The sequence below is a fragment of the Streptomyces sp. NPDC048288 genome (assembly GCF_043201555.1).
GTDB lineage: Bacteria > Actinomycetota > Actinomycetes > Streptomycetales > Streptomycetaceae > Streptomyces.
This window is the reverse complement of sequence record NZ_JBICZD010000022.1, coordinates 13,394-38,073: the sequence shown is the minus strand read 5'-3', so window position 1 is coordinate 38,073 and position 24,680 is coordinate 13,394. Positions and strand designations below refer to the sequence as shown.

Below are 24,680 nucleotides of genomic sequence, written 5' to 3'. Positions count from 1 at the left end.
CGCGCAGTTCCCCGCGCCCCCAAGCCAAGAAGGTGGGTCCACCGGTCGTGCCCCGAAAGGGGCGCGGGGAACTGCGCGACCAGCCCCCACCGGGCCGCAGTCAACGCACCACCGGCGCTACCAGGACGCCAGCGACCCGTCCCTGTTCCGCCACACCGGGTTGCGCCAGCGGTGCCCCTTCTCCGCCGCCTCCCGGATCACCTTCTCGTCGATCTCGATGCCGAGCCCCGGACCGGTGAGCCGCTCGATGTAGCCGTCCCGCACCTCGAACGGCGACGCGTCGGCCAGATACCCCAGCAACCCGCTGCTGTTCCCGTACCCGATCCCCAGCGACTGCTCCTGGATCAGGAAGTTCGGGATGGCGAAGTCGAGTTGGAGGCTCGCGGCGAGGGCGATGGGGCCGAGGGGGCAGTGCGGGGCGACCAGGACGTCGTACGCCTCGGCCATCGCCGCGATGCGCCGCGTCTCCGAGATGCCGCCCGCGTGGCTGATGTCGGGCTGGGCGACCGCGATGCCGTCGGCCAGCACCTCACGGAAGTCCCAGCGGGAGAAGAGGCGTTCGCCCGTGGCGATCGGGATGGAGGTGGAGCGGACGACCTCGCCGAGGTCGCGCGTGAACTCCGGCAGGACCGGCTCCTCCACGAACATCGGCAGCAGCGGCTCCAGATACGGCAGGACCCGCCGCGACATCGCCCCGCTGAACCGGCCGTGGAAGTCGAGGGCCAGGTCGCGGTCGGGGCCGATCGCCTCGCGGACCGCGGTCACCCGGTCCACGATCGCGGCGATCGCGGCCGGCGTCGCCAGCGGCTCCAGCTGCCCGCAGGGGTTCATCTTCACGGCGGTCAGGCCCTTGGCCACCTGGCCCGCCGCCGACTCGGCGAGTTCCTCGGGGGTCTCGCCGTACAGCCAGCCGTAGATGCGGACCCGGTCGCGGACATGGCCGCCCAGGAGCTGGTGCACGGGCACGCCGTGGGTCTTGCCCGCGATGTCCCACAGTGCCTGGTCGATACCGGCGAGGGCGCTGCTGAGCACCGGTCCGCCCCGGTAGAAGCCGCCCTTGGCGAGCAACTGCCAGTGCTCCTCGATCCGGGCCGGGTCCTGGCCGAGGAGGTAGTCGAACATCTCCTCCACGGCCTTCGCCGTCGTGTGCGCCTTGCCCTCGACGACGGGTTCTCCCCAGCCGGAAACGCCCTCGTCGGTGTCGACGCGCAGGAACAGCCAGCGCGGCTCGACGAAGAACAGCTCGTATCCGGTGATTTTCATGGTGCGGGACCTCCGGGTCCGCGGGCACGACGGCCCGGGGCGGTGACGTGAGAGTCGGTGGAACCGAAAAGGGGAGAGGTGCGTTACTCCTGCGCGCTGATGCTGCGGCCGCCGTCCACGACCAGGTTCTGGCCGGTGATGAACGCGGCGTCCTCGGAGCCGAGGAAGGCGACGGCCGCGGCGATGTCCTCGGGTTCGCCGATCCGGCCGACCGGGGTGCGGGCGGCGGTCCGGGCGCGGTACTCGGCGGGGGCGTCCACCCACAGGCCGGTGTCCACGGCCCCGGGGACCACCGCGTTGACCCGGATCCGGCCGCCGTACTCCACCGCCAACTGCCGTACCAGCGCGGTCACCCCGCCCTTGGCGGCCGCGTACGCGGGGAAGCCGCTGAAGCCGAGGACCGCGTGCACGGACGAGGTGATGACGATCGCGCCCCGGGCGGCCGACAGCAGGGGTACGGCCGCCCGGCAGCCGTAGAAGACCGAGTCGAGGGCCAGGCGCAGATGGCTGTGCCAGGAGGCGTCGGAGAGTTCGTGGACGGCGCCGGGCAGGTTGCGGCCGGCGTTGAGGTGGAGGAGGTCGATGCGGCCGGTCCACTCCTCGGCGGCCCGGACCGCCTCCGGCCAGGCCTCGGCGGAGGTCACGTCGAGGGCGCGGTGGCGGGCGTCCCCGCCCTTGGCGCGGACCTCCTCGGCCACCCGGGCGGCACCCGCCTCGTCCACGTCGGTGACCAGCACGGACGCGCCCTCACCGGCCAGCCGGTGGGCGGTGGCCGCGCCGATGCCGGAGGCGGCGGCGGTGAGCAGGGCGGTGCGCCCGGCGAATCGGGTGGGGATGGTGCGGCTCATGGGGTTCCTCTCGGTGCGACCGGCGGCTCGGTCATCCCGTTAGGTCAGGGTCTTTCGCCCGGATCGGCCGGGGGAGCGGTGGAGCCGCGCAGGACCAGGCGCGGCTCGGTGGGGACGACCACGTCCCCGGGTGACTTGCCCTCGATCTCGGCGACCAGGGCGTCGACGGCGGCGGTGCCCAGCTCGTACAGGGGCATCGCGACGGTGGTGAGGGAGGGGGTGAGGTAACCGGCGACCGGCAGGTCGTCGTTGCCGACCAGCGAGACGTCCTCGGGGACCCGCAGGCCGAGTTCGCCGATCGCGTGCAGCGCGCCGATCGCCTGGGCCAGCGAGCTGGTGTACAGCGCGGTGACCGGCGGGCGGGTGTCGGTGGGGGCGAGCAGCGCGCGGGCGGCCGTGGCACCGCCCTCCTCGGTGAACTCGCCGGCGGCGACCGGCGCGGCGAGCAGTCCCAGCTCGCCGGCCCGGTCGAGGAACGCCTGTCTGCGGTCCTCGCTGGGCTTGATGCCGGTCGGGCCCGCGACATGGCCCACCACGCGGTGGCCGAGCTCGTGCAGGTGGTCGAGCGCGGTGACGCTGGAACGGGCCACGTCCATGGTGACGTTGCGCCCCGAGCCCTCGACCGCGCGGTTGAGGAAGACATGCGGGACGGGGCTGCGGCGCAGGGTCTCCAGGAGCGGATGGCCGGGGCGGGCGGAGGCGATCAGCAGCCCGTCCACGCGGCCCTCCTTGACCAGGTCGTTGAAGGTCTCGTCGGCCTCCTGCCCGTCGAAGTCCTCGGCGAGCAGGGAGAGATAGCCCAGCTCACGGGCGCGCTGGTAGGCGCCGCGGGAGATGGTGACGTACGTCGGGTTGCCGAGGGACGGGACCAGCAGGGCCAGGGCGTGGGTGCTCGCACCGGCCAGCGCGCGGGCACCGGAGTGCGGGCGGTAGCCGAGCGCCTCGGCCACCTCGTGGATGCGCGCTCTGGTCTCGGGACGGACGGACAGGTCCTGCCGTCCGTTGAGCACCTTGGACACGGTCGCCTTGGAGACGCCGGCCTCCCTGGCGACATCCACCAGCCTGGCCCGTACTGGCTGATCGGGCACTGGGGTTCCTCCCTGCGGGGTATTGTGTTCGGCCTCTTGACACCTTCTGGCGCCGCAACCTAGCGTTCGCCGAAGTCTTGGTCAACCGGTTTCCTCAAGTGGATATCAGTGATATATCCATGCAGACCCGGCCGAAACGGCGGGACTGAAACCAGCCAGTGGCAGCGGTTCGCAATCCGGACCGCCCCGACTGTTCGAGATCCCGATCCCTCCGAATCTCCGCCCCCCTGCTCCCCCCACTGTGTTCGTCATTCCAGACTCGGTTCGAGATACCGACCGAGCTGCATCCCGCAATCAATCCCCGCAAACACGAGATGTCGGCCTGCGCCGACGAATGGGTGAGGTGTGCAATGAAGCGCTCCGGGAGACTGCTCGCAGTCGCCACCACGGTCGCCGCCCTGGCGACCACGCTCGCCGCCTGTGGCGGTGGCTCCGGCTCGTCCTCCGCGGACGGGAAGGTGCACATCAAGGTCGAGGCGTGGAAGGGCGGCGGCGCGGAGCCCGCGAACGTCGCGGAGATCAACAAGGCCTTCGAGAAGGCCCATCCGGACATCAAGGTCGACTTCGAGTACATCACCGCGAACGACACCTACACCCAGAAGCTCCAGCCCGAGCTGCTCGGCGGCAAGGCCGGCGACGTGATCATGGTCGACACGGACAAGATGAAGAAGTGGGGCGCCTCCGGCTACCTCGCCGACCTCTCCCAGGAGTCCTGGGCGAGCCGCATCTCCGACTCCGCCAAGCCCTTCGCGACCAGCGACGGCAAGGTCCTCGCCATGCCGATGGAGCTGATCGGCATCGGCCTCTACACCAACATGGACCTGCTGAAGAAGGCCGGTGTCACCGAGGTCCCCGCCGACTGGCCGACGTTCCTCGCCGACCTCGCCAAGGTCAAGAAGGCCGGCATCACCCCGATCGCGCTGCCCGACAAGTCCGGCTGGACCGGCAGCTCCACCTTCCAGGCGATCGGCTCGACCCTCGTCTACCAGAAGAACAAGCAGTGGGACGCCGACTTCCTGGCCGGCAAGGCCTCCTTCGGCACCGACTGGAAGACCTCGCTGGACCAGCTCAAGACCCTTGAGGACAAGGGGTACATCAGCTGGAAGAACGAGCTCGGCGTCGACGAGTGGTCGCAGGGCCCGCAGGACTTCAGCGCCGGCAAGAGCGCCTTCTGGTACCAGGGCGCCTGGCAGGTCTCCAACGTCGCCAAGGCCGACTTCCCGGTCCAGTTCACCCCCTGGCCGGCCGGCGCCGCCGGCACCAAGCCCAACGCCATGCTCTTCTCCGGGACCATGTGGGGCGTCAACTCCCAGTCGCAGCACGCCGACGCGGCCAAGGAGTACGTGAAGTTCTGGTCCCAGAGCGAGAACCTCGCCAAGTACCTGGACGCCGAGCACGCCGAGTCCCCCTTCACCGGCGGTACGACCCCGGACGCCACGGAGACCAAGACCTTCAACGCCGCCTTCAAGGAAGGCCGTTACCGCGTCCTGCCGTCCGACTCCTGGTACGGCGCGACCGCCGAGACCACCGTCGGCTCCAAGATCCAGGCGTTCCTGCTGGGCCAGGCCTCCGAGGCGCAGACCCTGAAGGACATCCAGACGGCGGCCTCCGCCAAGTAACACCGGCCGCCCGTCTTCGTCCCGGGACCGCCGCGGTGCGGGTGCGGCCCGCTTCCCCGCCCCCGCTTCACCCCTGAGCCCGCCTCACCGCGGCCCCCGGCCAAGGAGGATCGATCCTCGTGTTCCACCGCCGGCGCGCCACCATGGCCGCCTTCCTGCTCCCGGCGATCGCCGTGTACAGCGTCTTCATGCTGTATCCGCTGGTCCGGGGCGTCTATCTGAGCTTCACCGACAGCCTCGGCGGCCCGGTGGCGAACTTCGTCGGGCTCGACCAGTACCGGGCGATGGCGGACGACCCGGCCATCTCCGCCGCCCTGTGGCACACCGTGCTCTACGCGGTCGTGGTCGTCGTCGTACAGAACGGGCTCGGCCTGCTCTTCGCCGCGATGCTGTTCCGCCGGCCCGGGGTCCGCAAGGTGCTCAACGTCGTGCTGCTGACGCCGACGCTGATCTCCCCGGTGATGGCCGCGTTCATCTGGTCGTACCTCTTCGCACCCGGCGGCGGGCTGAACGGCCTGCTCGACGCGATCGGCCTCGGCAGTCTGCGACACGTCTGGCTGGGCGACCCGCACACCGCGCTGTACGCGGTGGCCGCCGTCAACGTCTGGATGTTCACCGGCTACTCCTGCGCGATCTTCCTCGCCAGCTACATGAGCATGCCGGCCGAACTGCTGGAGGCGGCCGCGCTGGACGGCGCGAGCGGCTGGCGGCGCTTCCGCAGCATCGAGTGGCCGCTGCTCGCCCCCGCCCTGACCGTCAACGTCACCCTCAGCCTGATCGGCTCGCTGAAGGTCTTCGAGTTCCCGCTCGTCCTCACCAACGGCGGCCCGGCCGGCGCCACCGACACCCTGACCCTGCTGGTCTACCGGAACATCTTCGGCGGCGGGAAGTTCGCCCTCGGCGTCGCGCTGTCGGTGCTGCTGCTGGTGACCGTGGTCGTCCTGTCCAGCGCGACCAACTCCCTGCTCAGGCTGCGCGAACGGCGCATCTGACGTCGGCGCCTGTGACGTCGTACCGCACCTGATCGATTCGGACGGATCGCCACCATGACCTCTCCACCCTCCATATCCGCCAAGGGACGGCTGATCGCCCACGGCCTCGGCACCGCCCTGCTCTGCCTGGGCACCGTGCTGTTCGTGCTGCCGTTCCTCTTCACGGTCGTCACCTCGCTGCGCACCGCGGCCGACGTCGCCCGCTCCCCGCTGGGGATCCCGCACTCCTTCACCCTGAAGAACTTCAGTGACGCCTTCAGCCAGATCCACTACGGGCCGAGCACCCTCAACACCCTGCTGATCACCGGGCTCTCGTGCGTGTGCATCACCGTGCTGGGCTCGCTGGCCGGGTACCCGCTGGCCCGGATCACCGCGGGCTGGTCCACGACCGTGTACCGGCTGTTCATCCTCGGCACCTCCATCCCCGTGTTCGTGGTGGTGGCGCCGCTGTACCTGCTGATGCGGGACATGAACCTGCTCGACACCTACGCGGGCGTGGTCTTCATCTACACCGCGATCAACCTGCCGCTGGCCGTGTTCTTCTACACCAGCTTCATCCGCTCCATCCCGGTCGACCTGGAGGAGGCCGCCGCGCTCGACGGCTGCGGCGCGTTCCGCACCTTCTTCGTCGTCGTCCTCCCGCTGCTGCGGCCGGTGACCAGCACCCTGCTGACCTTCGTCGCCCTGCAGATCTGGAACGACCTGCTCGTCCCGCTGGTCTTCCTCCAGGACCCGAACAAGCGCACCGTCATGGTGAACGCCTACTCCTTCATCGACCCGCACACCGTGCAGCCGACCACCCTGTTCCCGGCCGCCCTGCTCGGCGTGCTGCCGCTGCTGGTCATCTTCGTGTTCTTCCAGCGCCAGGTCGTCGCCGGCATGTCCGCGGGAGCGGTCAAGTGACCGTACGCCCCGCCCTCACCCCGCAGCTGGTCCGCACCCGTGCGATGGCCATCCTGCGGTCGGCCGACGCCACCGGGCTGCCCGCCGTCGCCCGCGCCCTCGCCGCCGGCGGGGTCACCTGCCTGGAGATCACCCTCACCACCACGGGCGCCCTCGACGCCCTCGCCCGGATCCGGGCGGAGCTCGGCCCGTCCGCGGCGGTCGGCGCGGGTACGGTCATGACCCCGGCCGACCTGCGCGACGCGGTCGCCGCCGGTGCCGAGTTCCTGGTCGCCCCCGTCGTCGAACCCGACGTAATCCGGGCCGCCGCCGACCTCGGCATCCCCTGCTACCCGGGCGCCTGGACCCCCACCGAGGTGGCCACCGCCTGGCGGGCCGGCGCCGCCGCCGTCAAGCTCTTCCCCGCCTGCACCGGCGGACCCGCGTATCTGCGGCAACTGCGCGCCCCGCTGCCGGACATCCCGCTGGTCGCGGTCGGCGGCGTGGACCTCGCCGAGGCCGCGGAGTACCTGGCCGCCGGGGCCTGTGCCGTGGGCGTCGGCTCCCCGCTGCTGCGCGGCGCGGACCGGGCCCCCGGCGACCCGGCGGCCCTCGCCGCGCTCACCGGGAGAGCACGCGACCTGCTGGAGACGGTCAGGCCCGCGGCGCGGGCCGGGAAGGGCGACGCGTGAACACCTCTGCCGATGCCGGCCAGCCGTACCTCGTCACCGTCGGCGAGACCCTCGCCGTCCTCGCCGCCGCCGAGCCGGGCCCCCTCGCCCTCGGCACCGCGCTGCGCCTCGGGGTCGCCGGGGCCGAGTCCAACGTCGCCGTCGGGGTGAGCCGGCTCGGCGGCCGGGCCACCTGGATCGGCCGGGTCGGCGAGGACCAGCTCGGCGAACTCGTGCTGCGCGAACTGCGCGCCGAGGGCGTCACCGCGCTGGCCGTCCGCGACCCCGCCCCGACCTCGCTGCTCCTCAAGGAGCGGCGCACCAGCGGCCACCACCGCATGCGGTACTACCGCACCGCGACGGCCGGGGTCCGGCTCGCCCCCGAGGACATCCCCGAGCAGGTCGTCGGGGGGGCCGCGGTCCTGCACATCACCGGGATCACCCCGGCCCTCGGCGACGACCCCGCGAGCGCGGTCCGCCGGGCGGTGCGGATCGCCAAGGACGCGGGTGTCCTGGTCTCCTTCGACATCAACTTCCGCTCCCTGCTGTGGAGCGAGGCCGACGCCCGGCGGGCCGTACTGCCGCTGCTGCGCGACAGCGACCTGGTGTTCGCCGGACCGCACGAGGCCCGGCTCGCGGTGCCCGACCTCCACGAGCCCGAGGAACTCGCCAAGGGACTCTGCGAGCTGGGACCGGGCGGGGCGGTGGTGAAGCTGGGCGCCGACGGTGCGTACGCCCTCCTCGACGGAGTGCCCTACCGGCAGCCCGCGCTGCCCGTGCGGGTGCACGACCCGGTGGGCGCCGGGGACGCGTTCGTCGCCGGCTACCTCGCCGAACTCCTCGCCGGCGAGCCCCCGCACCACCGGCTGCGCACCGCCGCCCGGCTCGGCGCCTTCGCCGTCTCCACCACCGGGGACTGGGAGGGCCTGCCCCGACGCACCGAACTCGCCCTGCTGGACCACCATGACGACGTGCTGCGCTGACGTACGACGCGCTGCGCTGCGCTGACGTACGCCGTGCTGGACCTGCCCCTGACGTACCGCACCGACCGCCGACCCGCAGACCGCCGACCCGCCGACCTGTTGTGCCGACCGCACCCGAGGAATCGCCATGCCCACAGTTCTCGCCGGCTCCTACACCCCCGACACCGGAGGCGAGGGGGTCGGTCTCACCTCGCTGCTCCTGAACGGGCCGGTGCTGACCACCGAGGCGTCGCCGGTCCCCGCGAGCGGTGCGTCCTTCCTGGCCGCCCACCCGGCCCTGCCCGTCGTCTACACCACCCACGAGTCCACCGAGGGCGCCGTCGGAGCCTTCGGTACGGCGGCGGGCGCGCCGACCGCCCTCGGCGCGCCGGTCACCAGCGGCGGTGCCAACCCCTGCTACCTCACCGTCCACCCGGACGGCGACTGGCTGCTGACCGCCAACTACGGCACCGACACCCTGCCCGGCACGGTCGCCGTGCACCGGCTGGACGCGGCGGGCCGGATCGCGGACCTCACGGACGTCGTCGAGCACAAGGGGTCGGGTCCGGTCGTCGGACGGCAGGAGGGCAGCCACGCCCACCAGGTGCTGGTCGACCCGGCGGGCCGGTTCGTGCTCGCCACCGATCTCGGCGCCGACACGGTGTTCGCCTACCGCCTGGACACCGCCGACGGCACCCTGGAGCGCACGGCGGTGAACCGGCTGCGCCCCGGCTCCGGGCCCCGCCACCTCGCCTTCACGCCCGCCGGCGACCTGGTGTTCAGCGCCGACGAACTCTCCTCGACGGTGACCTGCCACCGGTACGACGCGGCGACCGGCACCCTCGTCGAGCTGTCCCGGGTGCCCGCGACGGCCGCCGGGGTGCCCAACCAGCCCGGCGGGATCGTCGTCTCGGACCGCTTCGTCTGGGTCACCAACCGGGGCGCCGAGACGGTGGCGGCCTTCCGGATCGACGGCACCACCCTGGTGCCGCTCGGCGAGACCCCCTGCGGTGGCGGCCGGCCGCGCGGTCTGACCCCGGTCCCGGGCCACCTCCTCGTCGCCAACCAGCACAGCGGCACCGTGGCCGTGCTGCCGGTCCGGGACTCCGGGGTGCTGGGCGAGCCGGTGGCCACGGCGTCCGTGCCGTCAGTGGTGTGCGCGCTCGCGGTGTGAGGCCGTGTCCGGCAACCAGGCGCGGTAGCGGCGCAGCTGGCGGCGCGCCACCAGCTGCTCGGAGACGAGCGCGCAGGCCGGACGGGTGTTGAGCGCCGGTTCGCCGCCCCGGGCCAGCCGGCGCAGCCGGCGGCGGACCAGGGCCATCCCGGCCGCCGCGGCGAGCGTCTTGTCCGACCAGGTCACCTGCCGCAGCCGGGCGTCCGCCTCCGCGCCCCGCCGCCACTGGCCGGGCAGGTCCGGGGTCACCGCCAGCGCGGTGCCCATCCCGACCAGCTCGACGCCGTCGGCCAGGACCTGCTCGGCGGTGTCCCGCCGGGTGATGCCGCCCGTGAGCATGAGGGGGAGCGGGCTCACGGCGGCCAGGTCCTTCGCCAGGTCCAGGAAGTAGGCCTCGCGGGCCCGGGTACGGGCATCGGCCGGACGGCCCGACATGGCGGGGCTCTCGTAACTGCCGCCGGACAGCTCCACCAGGTCGACACCGAGCGGTCCGAGCAGGGCGATCACCCGGCGGGCGTCGTCGACGTCGAAGCCGCCGCGCTGGAAGTCGGCCGAGTTCAGCTTCACCGCGACCGCGAACTCCGGCGGCACCGCGGCCCGTACGGCACGCACCACGTCCAGCAGCATCCGCGCCCGGTTCTCCAGCGGACCGCCCCACCGGTCGGTGCGCCGGTTGACCAGCGGGGAGAGGAACTGCGACAGCAGGTAGCCGTGGGCCGCGTGGATCTGCACACCGTCGAACCCCGCCCGCGCGGCCCGCTCCGCGGTGACCGCGAACCGCCGCACGGTGGCCTCGATCTGGTCCGGGGTCATGGCGCTCGGGCGGCCGAACCGCCTGCTGTGCCGGCCCATCTCGACGCCGACCGCCGACGGCCCCCAGACCACGCCGGGCATCTCGGCCTGGACCTGGCGGCCGGGATGGTTGATCTGCATCCACATCGCCGCGCCCCCGGACCGGCCGGCCTCGGCCCACGCGGCGAACGGCTCCAGCGGGGTGGCCGCGTCGAGGACGACACCGCCCGGGCCGGTCAGCGCCTCGGCGTGCACCATCACATTGCCGGTGATCAGCAGCCCGGCGCCGCCACCGCCCCACCGCCGGTACAGGGCGAGGAGCCGTTCGTCCGGGAGCTGCCCGGCGCCGGCCATCCCCTCCTCCATGGCCGCCTTCGCGATCCGGTTGGGCAGCACCTGCCCGGAGCGCAGTCGCAGGGGCGAGAACAAGGGGCTGGTCATCCGGGGTCTCCTCTCCGGCCGCCGTAGAATGTGCGCGGCGCCAACAATGTGTACGGCGCTCACATTAGGCGACCGATGTCAGCACTGTAAACATGCGGGAGGGTGACCCATGCCACCGTCGAGTGACTCGTACCATCACGGCGATCTCCGGGCCGCCTGCCTGCGCGCGGCCCGCGAGCTGCTGGAGGAGGACGGCAGCGGCGCGCTGTCGCTGCGGGCGGTGGCCCGCCGGGCCGGGGTCTCGCCCACGGCCCCCTACCGCCACTACGCCGACCGGGACGCGCTCGTGTCCGCCGTGGCCGCCGAGGGCTACCGCGAACTCGCCGGCTGCCTCACGGCGGCGCATCCCGCGCCCGCGGCCCCCGACGACCTGGTCACCGTCGCCGTGGCCTACGTCCGGTTCGCCCTCGACCACCCGGCGCTGTTCCGGGCCATGTTCGCGGAGCCCTGCGATCCGGACAGCCCCGAACGGGCCGAGGCGACCGCCGCGCTCTCCGCCTACGTCGACGCCCTCGTCCGCGACGCCTTCCCCGGCGGCGCCCACGACGGACTGCCCACGGCCGTCTGGGCCCTGGTCCACGGCCTGGCCTTCCTCCACCTCGACGGCAAGCTCGACACCTCCACCCCGGAGACCGTCGCCGCCCAGGTCCACACCGCCGTCCACGCGGCACTCGGCCTCGGCCGCCCCGGCTAGCCGTACGCGGGCCGGGCGGGCTCCGGCGCAACTGGGGGACGGGGGTCCCGGCGGAGCGCCTACCCTTGACCCATGACCATCAGCAGCGACCGGAGCCCCGCAGTGGACGTAGCGGCACCCAAGACCTACGAAGTCCGTACCTACGGGTGCCAGATGAACGTCCACGACTCGGAGCGATTGTCCGGGCTGCTGGAGGAGGCCGGGTACGTGCGCGCCCCCGAGGGCTCGGACGGCGACGCGGACGTCGTCGTCTTCAACACGTGCGCGGTCCGTGAGAACGCCGACAACCGGCTGTACGGCAACCTGGGCCGGCTCGCGCCCAGGAAGGCCTCGCGGCCCGGGATGCAGATCGCGGTCGGCGGCTGCCTGGCGCAGAAGGACCAGGACACGATCGTCAAGAAGGCCCCCTGGGTCGACGTCGTCTTCGGCACGCACAACATCGGCAAGCTGCCGGTCCTGCTGGAGCGCGCCCGGGTCCAGGAAGAGGCCCAGGTCGAGATCGCCGAGTCGCTGGAGGCGTTCCCCTCCACGCTGCCGACCCGCCGCGAGAGCGCCTACGCCGCCTGGGTCTCGATCTCCGTCGGCTGCAACAACACCTGCACCTTCTGCATCGTCCCGGCCCTGCGCGGCAAGGAGAAGGACCGCCGCACCGGCGACATCCTCGCCGAGATCGAGGCGCTGGTCGGCGAGGGCGTCTCCGAGATCACCCTGCTCGGGCAGAACGTCAACGCGTACGGATCCGACATCGGCGACCGCGAGGCCTTCAGCAAGCTGCTGCGGGCGTGCGGGAAAATCGAGGGCCTGGAGCGGGTGCGGTTCACCTCCCCGCACCCCCGCGACTTCACCGACGACGTGATCGCGGCCATGGCCGAGACTCCGAACGTGATGCCCCAGCTGCACATGCCGCTCCAGTCCGGCTCGGACACGGTGCTCAAGGCCATGCGCCGCTCCTACCGGCAGGAGCGCTACCTCGGGATCATCGAGAAGGTCCGCGCCGCCATCCCGCACGCGGCCATCACCACCGACATCATCGTGGGCTTCCCCGGCGAGACCGAGGCCGACTTCGAGCAGACGATGCACGCCGTGCGCGAGGCCCGCTTCACCCAGGCCTTCACCTTCCAGTACTCCAAGCGCCCCGGCACCCCCGCCGCGACCATGGAGGGCCAGATCCCCAAGGAGGTCGTCCAGGCGCGCTACGAGCGCCTCGTCGCCCTCCAGGAGGAGATCTCCTGGGAGGAGAACAAGAAGCAGGTCGGCCGCACCCTGGAGCTGATGGTCGCCGAGGGCGAGGGCCGCAAGGACGGCGCCACGCACCGGCTGTCCGGCCGCGCCCCCGACAACCGGCTCGTCCACTTCACCAAGCCCGAGCAGGACGTTCGCCCCGGCGACGTCGTCACCGTGGAGATCACCTACGCCGCCCCGCACCACCTCCTCGCCGAGGGCCAGGTGCTCGGCGTACGGCACACCCGCGCGGGCGACGCCTGGGAGAAGCGGAACGCGACGGAGGCCGCGAAGCCGGCGGGCGTCCTGCTGGGCCTGCCGAAGATCGGCGTGCCGGAACCGCTGCCGGCGGCCACCGGGGGCTGCGCGGCGCACTGAGCGCGCGCCATACTCCTCGCGTCGATCACGGGTGCCGATCACGGGCGCCGATCACGAGGGGCGGCGGACCATGGCGCGGTGGGTGGTGGTCGTGCAGTTCGGCCACGGGGAGCAGTACAAGGTCGAGGAGGTCGTCCGTTTCGAGGCGACCCCCGAGCGGGCCCGGGCCGGCCTGTACGAGATCGCGTGTACCCACCGCCCCCGCATGGGCCTGCGCCAGCAGCGCCGTGAAGTGTTCCGGACGGGGGACGGCGACGCGTACTACGTGCACATCGAAGGCATGATGTCCACCCACCGGGTCTTCTACCGCCTGGCGGAACTGGCGTGGAGCAGTGATCCCGAGGGCAGGTACCCGCACTAGGCTGCCGGTCGTGCTTGTCGCCGCCGCAGTCTGCCCCAGCCCGCCGCTCCTCGTGCCCGAGGTCGCCGCCGGCGCCGCCCCCGAACTGGACGGCGCGCGTGCCGCCTGCACCGACGCGCTCGGGGTGCTCGCCGCCGCCCGGCCCGACCTCCTGGTGGTGGTCGGGCCCGCCGAGCAGTCCGGCCGGGGCGTGTTCCCGCAGGGCAGCCGGGGCTCCTTCCGCGGTTTCGGCGTCGACGTCGGCGTACGCCTGGGCGACGGCGAGGCGGGGGAGCGGGAACTGCCGACCTCGCTCGCCGTCGGCGCCTGGCTGCTGGAGCGCACCGGCTGGGCCGACGCGCCGGTCGAGGGACTGGGGGTGGGCGAGCCCCTGGAGGCCGAGCGGTGCGTCGAGGCCGGCCGGGACATCGCCGGCCGGGCCGCGCGCGTGGCCCTGCTGGTGATGGGCGACGCCAGCGCCTGCCGCACCCTCAAGGCCCCCGGCTACCTCGACGAGCGGGCGGCCCCCTTCGACGCCGAGGTCGCCCGGGCGCTCGGCGCGGCCGACATCGCGGCCATCAAGAACCTCGACGCGGCGCTCGCCCGCGACCTCAAGGCCGCCGGCCGCGCTCCCTGGCAGATCCTCGCCGGCGCAGCCGAACACGCGGACCTCACCGGCACCCTCCTCCACGACGACGCCCCGTACGGCGTCTGCTACCTCGTGGCGACCTGGTCCTGAGCGCCTCCACTTCTTCAGAAACGGCGGACGGCCGGGAGTCGGGTGACTCTCGGCCGTCCGCCGATCTTCGCGGTCCGCCCCGCTCAGGAAGCCGACGGCGGACCCTCCGGCCGGGTCGGGGTGGTGGGGTCGGCCCCGGTCCCGCCCGTGGCGTCCGGATGCACGAACCGGTCCATGGCGACCTTGGCCTTGCCCGTACCCGTCTGGATCTTGTCGCTGTACTTGCCCTTGGTCTTCTCGTCGACGACCCGCGCGGCCTTGTCGATGCCGTGCTGAAGCTTGTCGATCTTGTCCTCGTGCTGCTGCGCGAGGTGAGAGGCCTTGTCCTTGGCCGGGGCGAGCTTGGCCTTCAAACTGTCCAAAAGACCCATGGCTACCTTCCCTATGGCTTCCCTCGCGGGCCGTTATGTGCGGGCGCCCTCGCCGGCCTCGTTGTCGGCGGCCTCCTTGGCGGACTGCTGCCGGGGGATCTCGGTGCTCGCGACGGCGGTCACCGCGGCGGGCTCGGGCTCCGTCGCCACCGCCGCCGCTTCCACGCTCCCGTCGTCGCCCTCGTCCGTCCCCTTCGCCGCCATCGCCTCGGCCGCCGCCTCCTCCGCCGCGTTCGCCGCCTCGGACCCGTCCGGCTCGGTGCCGGCCGGCGCCTCGACGCCGGGCTCCTCCGTCGCCTTCGGCTTCCTTCCGAGGAGTCGTGCAAAAACGCCCATATCCACTCCATACGTTACTCGTGCGAGCGAAATCCCGCGTCACCCGGTGCGTCCGATTGCGTCAGAACCGGTCACCGCCTCTCGGCGGCGGCGGGACCTCGCAACGGGCAACGAAGCCGGACACGGACTGTCACGTAACTCGTTCGAGAGCCGCTGCCGAGGTTTGCGAGACTGGTGCGGTGAGCAGCGCACCCCCCGCCCCCCGTGTCATCGCCGTCGTCGGCCCCACCGCGGCCGGAAAGTCCGACCTCGGTGTCTTTCTGGCCCAACGGCTCGGCGGTGAGGTCGTCAACGCCGACTCCATGCAGCTGTACCAGGGGATGGACATCGGGACCGCCAAGCTGACGACCGAGGAGCGCGCCGGCGTACCCCACCACCTGCTCGACATCTGGGACGTGACCGTCACCGCCTCCGTCGCCGAGTACCAGCGGCTCGCCCGCGCCCGCATCGACGCCCTGCTCGCCGAGGGCCGCTGGCCGATCCTGGTCGGGGGCTCCGGGCTGTACGTCCGCGGCGCCGTCGACAACCTGGAGTTCCCCGGCACCGACCCCGAGGTCAGGGCCCGCCTGGAGGAGGAACTCGCGCTGCGCGGCTCCGGCGCACTGCACGCGCGACTGGCCGCCGCCGACCCCGAGGCCGGCCGGGCCATCCTGCCCAGCAACGGCCGCCGTATCGTCCGCGCCCTCGAAGTGATCGAGATCACCGGCCAGCCCTTCACCGCCAACCTCCCCGGCCACGACTCGGTGTACGACACCCTCCAGATCGGTGTCGACGTGGCCCGCCCCGAGCTCGACGAGCGCATCGCGCTGCGCGTCGACCGGATGTGGGAGGCCGGACTCGTCGACGAGGTCCGCGCACTGGAGGCGCACGGGCTGCGCGAGGGCCGCACGGCGTCGCGCGCCCTCGGCTACCAGCAGGTCCTGGCGGCGCTCGCCGGAGACTGCACGGAAGCGGAAGCGCGGGCCGAGACCGTCCGTGCCACCAAGCGCTTCGCGCGCCGCCAGGATTCATGGTTCAGGCGCGACCCGCGGGTGCACTGGTTGAGTGGGGCCGCGGCGGACCGCGAGGAACTTCCGCGGCTGGCCCTGGCGTTGGTCGAACGACCGGTCACAGCCTGATCACGTCATGGCATCGGGATGCGCCACCGGTCATCGCTGCCTCCGGCGCCGTGCCATCATCGAGCTTCGATCGCAAGTGGAGTCCTAGGTTGGGAGGGCGCGTGGCGATGGAGGCCGGCCCTCGCGACACCGCACAAGACACCGAGCACGTCGCAGTCGGGCCCAGTGAGGCAGAAGAGGCCGAGGACAGGCTGAGCTCGGACGGTCCGGACGACACGGTGGGCGGCGGTGTGACCGCCGACGGCCCCGAGCCGGAGGAGATGTTCGCGAGCGGCCCCGAGGTCGAGGTCGAACTCCGCCCGCAGCGCCGACTGCGCCTGTGGCAGCTCGCCCCCATCGTGGCCCTGGCCGCGGTCGGCTCCCTGATGTTCGCCTTCCCCCTCGCCTTCGACTTCGGCGACAGCGGCGCGGTGATCGCCATGCTGGGCCTGCTGATCTGCTCCTGCGCGGCGGGCTGGGGCATGATGGCGGCCCGCAAGGTCGGCTACACCCTGCCGGGCTTCCCGGAGAAGGGTTCGGGCCGCAGGCCCGACTGGCGCGTGGTGATCGGTTACGTGATCCTTGTGGCGATCGTGGTCGTCCTGGCGGTGTGGCGAGTGGCGCGCCTGCGCTGAAGTAGGGCCGCGCGGAAAACTCCCCTCACTGGAGCGCCCCGAAAGGGGCGCGGGGAACTGCGCGATCAACCCCCACCGGCCCGCGGCCAAGGCACGACGTAACCCTCCCGTACCCTCGAAGAATGAGCATCCCCTTCCTCAAGGGCCACGGCACCGAGAACGACTTCGTGATCGTCCCGGACCCCGAGAACACCCTGGACCTCACCCCGGCCGCCGTAGCCGCTCTGTGCGACCGCCGGTCAGGCATCGGCGCCGACGGCGTGCTGCACGTCGTACGGTCCGCCGCACACCCCGAGGCCAAGGGGATGGCCACCGCCGCCGAGTGGTTCATGGACTACCGCAACGGCGACGGCTCGATCGCCGAGATGTGCGGCAACGGCGTCCGCGTCTTCGCCCGCTACCTCCAGCACGCCGGCCATGTCACGGAAGGCGATCTCACCGTCGCCACCCGTGGCGGCGTCAAGACCGTGCACATCGACAAGGCCGGCGACATCACCGTCGGCATGGGCCGCGCCCGCCTCCCCGAGGGCGAGGTCACCGTGAGCGTCGGCGACCGCACCTGGCCCGCGCGGAACGTGAACATGGGCAACCCGCACGCCGTCGCCTTCGTCGCGGACCTCGCCGACGCCGGCGACCTCCACACCGCGCCCCCCTTCAGCCCCGCGTCGGCCTACCCCGAAGGGGTCAATGTCGAGTTCGTCGTCGACCGCGGCCCCCGCCACGTCGCGATGCGCGTGCACGAACGCGGCTCCGGCGAGACCCGCTCCTGCGGCACCGGCGCCTGCGCGGTCGCCGTGGCCACCGCCCGCCGCGACGGCGCCGACCCCGCCGCCACCGGAGACCCGGCCACGTACACCGTGGACGTGCCCGGCGGACGCCTCGTCATCACGGAACGCCCCGACGGCGAGATCGAGATGACCGGTCCCGCGGTGATCGTGGCCGAGGGCGAGATCGACGCCGAATGGCTGGAAAGCGCCGTCCGCTGAACGCGTGATCCCTGCGTCCGGGTGGCTGTGAACACCCGGATGCACGGCCCGCGTTGGCCTTGATGGCCAGAAACGTCGGCCACCCCCCGAACAGGTGGCGCAAAATCGTAAACCTCCAAACCGTCGCTCGATTGGGTGATCCGTTTCACGCTCGGCGGGAGGCGGTCAATCGGGCGCGGTGGGCTCGATAGCATCAAGCACCGGCACGGACGGGGGAACGTCGCCAATCCCTGAGCCGCGTATGCCCTGGGGCTCCGTCCGCCGGTCCACGAGCCGGAGGTGTGCCCATGAGTGCGGAGGCCACGAACCCTGCGACGCCCGGTCCTGCAGCGCCCACGGCGGCGGTCCGCAGGAAGGCCCGCCCCCGGATCGACCTGCGCCGGCTCGGCCGCGCGGCGCTGCTCGGGAACGCCGCGCGCGGCAGACTGCCCGACGCCATCGGCCATGTCGTCGAGGCGCACCGCGCCCACTACCCCGACGCCGACCTCGAACCGCTGCGCCGCGCCTACGTGCTGGCGGAATCCTCGCACCGCGGCCAGATGCGCAAGAGCGGCGAGCCGTACATCACGCATCCCCTCGCGGTCACCCTGATCCTCGCCGAACTCGGCGCCGAGACCACCACCCTGACGGCGTCCCTGCTCCATGACACCGTCGAGGACACCGAGGTGACGCTCGACCAGGTACGGGAACAGTTCGGCGAGGAGGTCCGTTATCTGGTCGACGGGGTGACGAAACTCGAGAAGGTCGACTACGGGGCCGCCGCCGAACCCGAGACGTTCCGGAAGATGCTCGTCGCCACCGGCAGCGATGTCCGGGTGATGTCGATCAAGCTCGCCGACCGGCTGCACAACATGCGCACCCTCGGTGTGATGCGCCCCGAGAAACAGGAACGCATCGCCAAGGTCACCCGTGACGTCCTCATCCCGCTCGCCGAACGGCTCGGCGTGCAGGCCCTGAAGACCGAGCTGGAGGACCTGGTCTTCGCCATCCTGCACCCCGAGGAGTACGCGCACACCCGGGAGCTGATCGCCGAGAACGCGGCCCGCGCCGACGACCCGCTCGCGGAGATCTCCGACGAGGTGCGCGGGGTGCTGCGCGAGGCCGACATCCCCGCCGAGGTCCTCATCCGGCCCCGGCACTTCGTCTCCGTGCACCGCGTCAGCCGCAAACGCGGCGAACTGCGCGGCGCCGACTTCGGCCGGCTCCTGGTGCTGGTGGGCGAGGACGCGGACTGCTACGCCGTCCTCGGCGAGCTGCACACCTGTCTGACCCCGGTGGTCTCGGAGTTCAAGGACTTCATCGCCGTACCGAAGTTCAACCTGTACCAGTCGCTGCACACGGCGGTCGCCCGCGCCGACGGCCAGGTCGTCGAAGTCCTCGTCCGCACCCACCAGATGCACAAGGTCGCCGAGGCCGGAGTCGTCGCCCTCGGCAACCCCTACGCCCCGGCCGCCGACGCCCCCGCGGCGGAGACCGCCGAGGACCCGGCGGACGGCGAGCGCGCCGACCCCACCCGCCCCGGCTGGCTCTCCCGGCTCCTCGACTGGCAGAAGGCCGCGCCCGACACCGACACCTTCTGGTCCACCCTGCGCGAGGACCTCGCCCAGGACCGCGAGATCACCGTCTTCCGCCCCGACGGCGGCACCCTCGGCCTGCCCGAGGGCGCCACCTGCGTGGACGCCGCCTACGCCCAGTACGGCGAGGACGCGCACGCCTGCATCGGCGCCCGCGTCAACGGCCGGCTCGCCACCCTCAGCACGGTCCTCAGGGACGGCGACACCGTCCAGCTCCTGATGGGCCAGGACCCGGCCTCCGAGCCCTCCCGGGAGTGGCTGGAGCACGCCCACACCCCGGCCGCCCGGATCGCCATCCAGCGCTGGCTCGCCACCCACCCGGACGCCGCCGAGGAGCCGCAGGCCCCCGCGGCCGCGCCCACGCGGCCCGTCCCGGAACCCCTGGCCCCCACCCCCCGCACCGCCAGCGCCGTGGTCGTCGACCGTCCCGACGCGACCGTGCGGCTGGCCGGCTGCTGCACGCCCGTACCGCCCGACGAGGTCACCGGCTTCGCCGTGCGCGGGGGAGTGGTCACCGTGCACCGCGTGGAGTGCGCCGCGGTGGCGCACATGAAGGGCACCGGACGCCCGGAGTCCGCCGTGAGCTGGGGCGACAGCACCGCCTGCCGGGTCACCCTGGTCGCCGAATCGTTCGGCCGGCCCCATCTGCTCGCCGACCTCACCGAGGCGATGGCCCAGGAGGGCGCCGAGATCGTCTCGGCGACCGTGGAACCCCCCAGTCAGCAGCGGGTCCGGCACACCTACACGGTCGAACTCCCGGACGCGGCCCACCTGCCCGCCCTGATGCGCGCGATGCGCAACGTGGCCGGTGTGTACGACGTGGGCCGGGCGCAACACCAGTGACCTACTCGTTCGAGTGGATTTGTCGCATGTCGCCGCCGTGAGGTCGGGGTGCGCTGGTAGCGGTGGTCCATGCCGCTCACCCTGCGCACCCGCCCGTCACAGCGCCGCGCCCGCCCGTCCGGACGCGGCACCGGCCCGCTCCGCCACCGGCGGGCCGGCGCCCTCCTCGCCTCCGCCGTCTCCGTCGCCCTGCTCGGCGCGAGCGCCCCGCCGGTCCCGCTCGGCCTCGGCGACCGGCTCTTCCCGTACCTCGGCAACCCGGGGTACGACGTGGCGTCGTACGACCTCTCCTTCACCTATCCCGGCAGCAACGACAAGCCGCTGCAGGCCGTCACCACCATCGACGCCTGGACCACCACCGCCCTGGACCGGCTCAACCTGGACTTCGCGCACGGCAAGGTGGAGTCCGTCGAGGTCGACGGGCGGCCCGCCGCCTTCGACAGCGCAGGCGAGGACCTGGTCGTCACGCCCGACAGGCCGCTGGGGCGGGGCAGCTGGACCCGGATCACGGTGCGGCACACCAGCGACCCGGTGTCCGCGAAGGACCAGGACGGCGGCTGGGTGCGCACCACGGACGGCCTCGCCATGGCCAACCAGGCCGACGCCGCCCACCTGGTCTTCCCGTGCAACGACCACCCGTCCGACAAGGCGATGTTCACCTTCCACATCACCGCTCCGAACAGCTACACCGTCGTCGCCAACGGACTGCCCACCGGATCCGCCCGGGTCGGCGCCGCCACCACCTGGACCTACCGCACCCAGCACCCCATGGCCACCGAGCTGGCCCAGGTCTCCATCGGCCGCTCCGCCGTACTGCACCGCAAGGGACCGCACGGCCTGCCCGTCCGGGACGTCGTCCCGAGCGCCGACGCCAAGAAGCTCGAACCCTGGCTGGCCAAGACCCCGGACCAGATCGCCTGGCTGGAGAGCAAGGTCGGGACGTACCCGTTCGAGACGTACGGCGTGCTCATGGCACAGGCGTCCACGGGCTTCGAGCTGGAGACCCAGACCCTCTCCCTCTTCGAGAAGAGCCTGTTCACCGAGCCCGCGTACCCCAAGTGGTACATCGAGTCGATCATGGTGCACGAGCTGTCCCACCAGTGGTTCGGCAACAGCGTCAGCCCGCGCGTCTGGTCGGACGTCTGGCTGAACGAGGGCCACGCCACCTGGTACGAGGAGCTGTACGCGGAGGAGAAGGGCAAGCAGCCCATGATCAACCGCATGAAGGCCGCGTACGGCGCCTCCGACCGCTGGCGCGCCGCCGGCGGTCCGCCCGGTCTGCCGAAGCCCCCCAAGGCCGGTGAGAAGATCGGCATCTTCCGCCCGAACATCTACGACGGCGCCGCCCTCGCCCTCTACGCCCTGCGCCAGGAGATCGGCAAGCCCGCCTTCGAGCGCCTGGAGCGGATCTGGGTCCAGCGGCACAAGGACGGCACGGCGACCACCGCCGACTACGTCCACCTGGCCTCCGCAGTCGCGAACCGCGACCTGACCGGCTTCTTCGACGCCTGGCTGTACGGCGCGAAGACCCCGCCGATGCCCGGCCACCCGGACTGGAAGCAGACCCCGGCCCCGGCGAAGCAGAAGGCCCGCAAGTGACGGCGGGGCGGCCCCCGGAACAACGGTCCCCGGAATAACACGGTGCCGGGCCGGGGCGTGCCGTGCGACCATCATGGGGTCGGCGCGGCACGCGGCACGGGTGGCGGGGAATCTCCCGGGGTACTCGTACGTTGACACACTGAGCGCCGGTTTCGGCATCCCCATCGACGTAAAGGACCCAATGACCTCCTCTTCTTCCCCTTCCCAGGACACCAGGCGCCTCGCGCAGGACTACCCCGACGGTCTTCGGGCCGATGCCCTGATGGAAGAGGACGTCGCCTGGAGCCACGAGATCGACGGAGAGCGGGACGGCGACCAGTTCGACCGCTCCGAGCGTGCGGCCCTGCGCCGTGTCGCGGGCCTCTCCACCGAGCTCGAGGACGTCACCGAGGTCGAGTACCGACAGCTCCGCCTGGAGCGGGTCGTGCTCGTCGGGGTCTGGACCTCGGGCACCGTGCAGGACGCGGACAACTCCCTCGCGGAGCTGGCCGCCCTCGCCGAGACCGCGGGCGCGCTCGTGCTCGACGGCGTCATCCAGCGCCGCGACAAGCCCGACCCGGCCACCTACATCGGCTCCGGCAAGGCCCTGGAGCTGCGCGACATCGTCCTCGAAACGGGCGCCGACACCGTCATCTGCGACGGTGAGCTGAGCCCGGGCCAGCTGATCCAGCTGGAGGACGTCGTCAAGGTCAAGGTCATCGACCGGACCGCCCTGATCCTGGACATCTTCGCCCAGCACGCCAAGTCCCGGGAGGGCAAGGCGCAGGTCGCGCTCGCGCAGATGCAGTACATGCTGCCGAGGCTGCGCGGCTGGGGCCAGTCGCTGTCCCGTCAGATGGGCGGCGGCAAGGGCGGCGGCCTCGCCACCCGTGGTCCCGGTGAGACCAAGATCGAGACGGACCGGCGGCGGATCCGCGAGAAGATGGCGAAGATGCGCCGGGAGATCGCGGAGATGAAGACCGGCCGCGAGATCAAGCGCCAGGAACGCCGGCGCAACAAGGTGCCGTCCGTCGCCATCGCGGGCTACACCAACGCCGGCAAGTCCTCCCTGCTCAACCGCCTCACGGGCGCCGGTGTCCTGGTCGAGAACGCCCTGTTCGCGACCCTGGACCCGACCGTCCGCCGCGCGGAGACCCCGAGCGGCCGCCTCTACACCCTGGCGGACACGGTCGGTTTCGTCCGCCATCTGCCCCACCACCTGGTCGAGGCCTTCCGCTCCACCATGGAGGAGGTCGGCGACGCCGACCTGATCCTGCACGTGGTCGACGGCTCGCACCCGGTTCCGGAGGAGCAGCTGGCCGCCGTGCGCGAGGTGATCAGGGACGTCGGCGCCACCGGCGTACCCGAGATCGTCGTGATCAACAAGGCGGACGCGGCCGACCCGCTGGTCCTCCAGCGGCTGCTGCGCAACGAGAAGCGCTCGATCGCGGTCTCGGCCCGCACCGGCCTGGGCATCGACGAACTGCTGGCCCTGGTCGACAACGAGCTGCCCCGCCCGTCGGTCGAGATCGAGGCCCTGATCCCCTACACCCACGGCAAGCTGGTCGCCCGCGCCCACAACGAGGGCGAGGTCCTCTCCGAGGAACACACCGCCGAGGGCACCCTCCTCAAGGTCCGGGTGCACGAGGAACTGGCGGCGGAACTCGCCCCGCACGTGCCGACTCCGGCTGCGTGACAGTTCGTAACCGAATGGGCCGCCCCCTTTTCAGGGGGCGGCCCTTTGCGCGCCCGTTCAGGGGCGCGGGGAACTGCGCGATCAACCACGATGGCGGATCAGCCGCAGACGCACAGTTCCCCTACGGCGAGTAGGCGACCACCACCGCCCTCACTGATCAGCGAACTCCTTGCTGACCGCCTCATACACACCCTTCGCCACATCCCCGAACCGAGGCCCGGCCAGCCACCCCGAACTCACCGGCCCGATCGACGTGTTGGACACCAGCGCCGGCTTGCCGTCGGCCCCGGTCTCCACCCAGCCACCACCGGACGCCCCGCCGGTCATCGTGCACCCGATCCGGTACATCGTCGGCGCCGCCGCGTCGACCGACAGCCGCCCCGGCTTGTCCGCGCACTGGTACAGCAGCGACCCGTCGTACGGCTTGGCCGCCGGATACCCGGTGGCCGTGATGCTCGACACCTTCGGCACCGCGGGCGCGTCGAAGTTCACCGGCAGCGCCGAACCGACCGTCTCCTCAAGGGACTTGCCGCCGCTTCCCTGCTCCGGCGTCACATGGATCACGGCGTAGTCGTACGACGCCCCGTCGCCGCCCGTCTCACCGCCCTGGTCGATCCACTGCTGCGAGGTCTGCGCCCCGTCACCCCACCAGACGCCGTACGGCGCGATCTCCGGCCGGGTCGCCTTCGCCAGCGCCGCACCCGTCAGCCCCTGGTCGTTGTACGACGGGACGAACGCGATGTTCCGGTACCAGCCGCCCTTCTTGCCGGCGTGCACACAGTGCCCCGCCGTCCACACCAGGTTGGACTTGCCCGGGTGCGCGGGGTCCTCGACGACCGTCGCAGAGCAGACCATCGTGCCCTCGGGGGAGTCGAAGAACACCTTCCCGGAGGTGGCCGCGCTGCCGTGGTACGTCGGCCGGACCGCCTTCGCCCGGACCGGCTCCGGCGTCGGGTCGGTCACGCCCTGGTCACCGGAGATGTCGTTGTCGTCGACACCCTTGTCCTTGTCCGGGTCGTTGGCGTCCCGCATCCGGTTCGGGTCCCACAGCCCCTTGATGATGGGGTTGATGAAGTCGTTGGCCTCGCGCAGCCAGTCGTCCTTGTCCCAGTTCTTCCAGGCGCCGTTCTTCCACTTGTCGATGTCGATCCCGTGCTCTTTGAGCTTGTTCTTGATGTCGTCCGGGATCTTGATCTTGCCGTCGCCGGCGTCGGCCGTGGCGGACGCGGACGCCGGGCCCCCCGCGTTGTCGTCGCCGGAGCCGTTGCAGGCGGTGGCGGTCAGCGCCAGCGTGGAGGCGAGGGCGACGGCCGCCAGCGCGCGGGGCGCGCCCCTTCGCCGGCGCGGGGCGGACGACGGCCGGATGGATCGCATGGTGGTGACTCCCCCTGTTGGTAAGGAACTTCAGCGCCACACACTATGCGCTCGCTGTGGGGGTCTTCCCCTGGAAGGGCAACGGT

Annotated in this window: 23 protein-coding genes; 16 read left to right on the top strand and 7 right to left on the bottom strand. The window is 72.1% G+C overall.

The window, feature by feature from the left end:
* Nucleotides 1–117 precede the first annotated feature (117 nt).
* The 3 genes from dgoD to ACGFZS_RS46425 all read right to left on the bottom strand — a co-directional run bounded on the left by dgoD (nucleotide 118) and on the right by ACGFZS_RS46425 (nucleotide 3,199).
* Nucleotides 118–1,263, bottom strand: a complete 1,146-nt coding sequence (gene dgoD / locus ACGFZS_RS46435) for a galactonate dehydratase (protein WP_393800265.1) — start codon at nucleotides 1,261–1,263, stop codon at nucleotides 118–120.
* Nucleotides 1,264–1,346: 83 nt separating this feature from the next.
* Nucleotides 1,347–2,111: an SDR family NAD(P)-dependent oxidoreductase gene (locus tag ACGFZS_RS46430; RefSeq protein WP_393800264.1), complete on the bottom strand. Its 765-nt coding sequence runs from the start codon at nucleotides 2,109–2,111 to the stop codon at nucleotides 1,347–1,349.
* A 44-nt stretch (nucleotides 2,112–2,155) separates the two neighbouring features.
* Nucleotides 2,156–3,199 (bottom strand): LacI family DNA-binding transcriptional regulator, encoded by a 1,044-nt coding sequence (locus ACGFZS_RS46425; protein WP_393800263.1) that lies wholly within the window; start codon nucleotides 3,197–3,199, stop codon nucleotides 2,156–2,158.
* Nucleotides 3,200–3,549: 350 nt separating this feature from the next.
* On the opposite strand from ACGFZS_RS46425, the gene ACGFZS_RS46420 reads away from it, so the two are divergent.
* From ACGFZS_RS46420 to ACGFZS_RS46395, 6 genes are all read left to right on the top strand, one after another.
* Nucleotides 3,550–4,818 (top strand): ABC transporter substrate-binding protein, encoded by a 1,269-nt coding sequence (locus tag ACGFZS_RS46420; protein WP_393545551.1) that lies wholly within the window; start codon nucleotides 3,550–3,552, stop codon nucleotides 4,816–4,818.
* Between the two features lie 119 nt (nucleotides 4,819–4,937).
* Complete coding sequence (locus ACGFZS_RS46415) at nucleotides 4,938–5,810, top strand: carbohydrate ABC transporter permease (RefSeq protein ID WP_393800262.1); 873 nt, start codon at nucleotides 4,938–4,940, stop codon at nucleotides 5,808–5,810.
* A gap of 54 nt (nucleotides 5,811–5,864) precedes the next feature.
* Nucleotides 5,865–6,713: a carbohydrate ABC transporter permease gene (locus ACGFZS_RS46410; RefSeq protein WP_393800261.1), complete on the top strand. Its 849-nt coding sequence runs from the start codon at nucleotides 5,865–5,867 to the stop codon at nucleotides 6,711–6,713.
* Nucleotides 6,710–7,384, top strand: coding sequence for a bifunctional 4-hydroxy-2-oxoglutarate aldolase/2-dehydro-3-deoxy-phosphogluconate aldolase (locus ACGFZS_RS46405; RefSeq protein WP_393800260.1), 675 nt, complete (start codon nucleotides 6,710–6,712; stop codon nucleotides 7,382–7,384). The genes ACGFZS_RS46410 and ACGFZS_RS46405 overlap by 4 nt, the downstream gene beginning before the upstream one ends.
* Entirely contained in the window at nucleotides 7,381–8,346 is a 966-nt protein-coding gene (locus tag ACGFZS_RS46400) for a sugar kinase (protein WP_393800259.1), read from the top strand. The genes ACGFZS_RS46405 and ACGFZS_RS46400 overlap by 4 nt, the downstream gene beginning before the upstream one ends.
* Before the next feature lie 127 nt (nucleotides 8,347–8,473).
* Complete coding sequence (locus ACGFZS_RS46395; RefSeq protein ID WP_393800258.1) at nucleotides 8,474–9,499, top strand: lactonase family protein; 1,026 nt, start codon at nucleotides 8,474–8,476, stop codon at nucleotides 9,497–9,499.
* Here ACGFZS_RS46395 and ACGFZS_RS46390 read toward each other — a convergent pair.
* Nucleotides 9,473–10,732, bottom strand: coding sequence for an NADH:flavin oxidoreductase/NADH oxidase family protein (locus ACGFZS_RS46390; protein WP_393800257.1), 1,260 nt, complete (start codon nucleotides 10,730–10,732; stop codon nucleotides 9,473–9,475). The genes ACGFZS_RS46395 and ACGFZS_RS46390 overlap by 27 nt on opposite strands.
* Before the next feature lie 109 nt (nucleotides 10,733–10,841).
* On the opposite strand from ACGFZS_RS46390, the gene ACGFZS_RS46385 reads away from it, so the two are divergent.
* From ACGFZS_RS46385 to ACGFZS_RS46370, 4 genes are all read left to right on the top strand, one after another.
* Nucleotides 10,842–11,426: a TetR/AcrR family transcriptional regulator gene (locus ACGFZS_RS46385; protein WP_393800256.1), complete on the top strand. Its 585-nt coding sequence runs from the start codon at nucleotides 10,842–10,844 to the stop codon at nucleotides 11,424–11,426.
* A 72-nt stretch (nucleotides 11,427–11,498) separates the two neighbouring features.
* Complete coding sequence (gene miaB / locus ACGFZS_RS46380; RefSeq protein WP_393800255.1) at nucleotides 11,499–13,025, top strand: tRNA (N6-isopentenyl adenosine(37)-C2)-methylthiotransferase MiaB; 1,527 nt, start codon at nucleotides 11,499–11,501, stop codon at nucleotides 13,023–13,025.
* 70 nt (nucleotides 13,026–13,095) lie between these two features.
* Nucleotides 13,096–13,386, top strand: coding sequence for a hypothetical protein (locus ACGFZS_RS46375; RefSeq protein ID WP_393800254.1), 291 nt, complete (start codon nucleotides 13,096–13,098; stop codon nucleotides 13,384–13,386).
* Nucleotides 13,387–13,396: 10 nt separating this feature from the next.
* Nucleotides 13,397–14,104, top strand: a complete 708-nt coding sequence (locus ACGFZS_RS46370) for a class III extradiol dioxygenase subunit B-like domain-containing protein (protein ID WP_393800253.1) — start codon at nucleotides 13,397–13,399, stop codon at nucleotides 14,102–14,104.
* An 83-nt stretch (nucleotides 14,105–14,187) separates the two neighbouring features.
* Here ACGFZS_RS46370 and ACGFZS_RS46365 read toward each other — a convergent pair whose 3' ends face one another.
* Together ACGFZS_RS46365 and ACGFZS_RS46360 are read right to left on the bottom strand one after the other, a co-directional pair.
* On the bottom strand, nucleotides 14,188–14,475 hold the full coding sequence (locus ACGFZS_RS46365; RefSeq protein ID WP_393800252.1) for an antitoxin: 288 nt from the start codon (nucleotides 14,473–14,475) through the stop codon (nucleotides 14,188–14,190).
* 33 nt (nucleotides 14,476–14,508) lie between these two features.
* A complete protein-coding gene (locus ACGFZS_RS46360) occupies nucleotides 14,509–14,811 on the bottom strand; it encodes a hypothetical protein (RefSeq protein WP_393800251.1) in 303 nt (100 codons plus the stop codon).
* A 179-nt stretch (nucleotides 14,812–14,990) separates the two neighbouring features.
* On the opposite strand from ACGFZS_RS46360, the gene miaA reads away from it, so the two are divergent.
* From miaA to hflX, 6 genes are all read left to right on the top strand, one after another.
* Nucleotides 14,991–15,929 carry a tRNA (adenosine(37)-N6)-dimethylallyltransferase MiaA gene (miaA, locus tag ACGFZS_RS46355; protein ID WP_393545573.1) on the top strand — a complete coding sequence of 313 codons (939 nt, stop codon included), beginning with the start codon at nucleotides 14,991–14,993 and terminating at the stop codon, nucleotides 15,927–15,929.
* Nucleotides 15,930–16,036: 107 nt separating this feature from the next.
* Entirely contained in the window at nucleotides 16,037–16,543 is a 507-nt protein-coding gene (locus tag ACGFZS_RS46350) for a hypothetical protein (RefSeq protein ID WP_393800296.1), read from the top strand.
* A 122-nt stretch (nucleotides 16,544–16,665) separates the two neighbouring features.
* Nucleotides 16,666–17,529 (top strand): diaminopimelate epimerase, encoded by an 864-nt coding sequence (dapF, locus tag ACGFZS_RS46345; protein ID WP_393800250.1) that lies wholly within the window; start codon nucleotides 16,666–16,668, stop codon nucleotides 17,527–17,529.
* Nucleotides 17,530–17,816: 287 nt separating this feature from the next.
* Nucleotides 17,817–19,946, top strand: a complete 2,130-nt coding sequence (locus tag ACGFZS_RS46340) for a RelA/SpoT family protein (protein ID WP_393667333.1) — start codon at nucleotides 17,817–17,819, stop codon at nucleotides 19,944–19,946.
* Nucleotides 19,947–20,015: 69 nt separating this feature from the next.
* Nucleotides 20,016–21,545 (top strand): M1 family metallopeptidase, encoded by a 1,530-nt coding sequence (locus tag ACGFZS_RS46335; RefSeq protein WP_393800249.1) that lies wholly within the window; start codon nucleotides 20,016–20,018, stop codon nucleotides 21,543–21,545.
* A gap of 181 nt (nucleotides 21,546–21,726) precedes the next feature.
* Nucleotides 21,727–23,220 (top strand): GTPase HflX, encoded by a 1,494-nt coding sequence (gene hflX / locus ACGFZS_RS46330; protein WP_393800248.1) that lies wholly within the window; start codon nucleotides 21,727–21,729, stop codon nucleotides 23,218–23,220.
* Nucleotides 23,221–23,370: 150 nt separating this feature from the next.
* Here hflX and ACGFZS_RS46325 read toward each other — a convergent pair whose 3' ends face one another.
* Nucleotides 23,371–24,594: a trypsin-like serine peptidase gene (locus tag ACGFZS_RS46325; RefSeq protein ID WP_393800247.1), complete on the bottom strand. Its 1,224-nt coding sequence runs from the start codon at nucleotides 24,592–24,594 to the stop codon at nucleotides 23,371–23,373.
* Nucleotides 24,595–24,680: the final 86 nt, after the last annotated feature.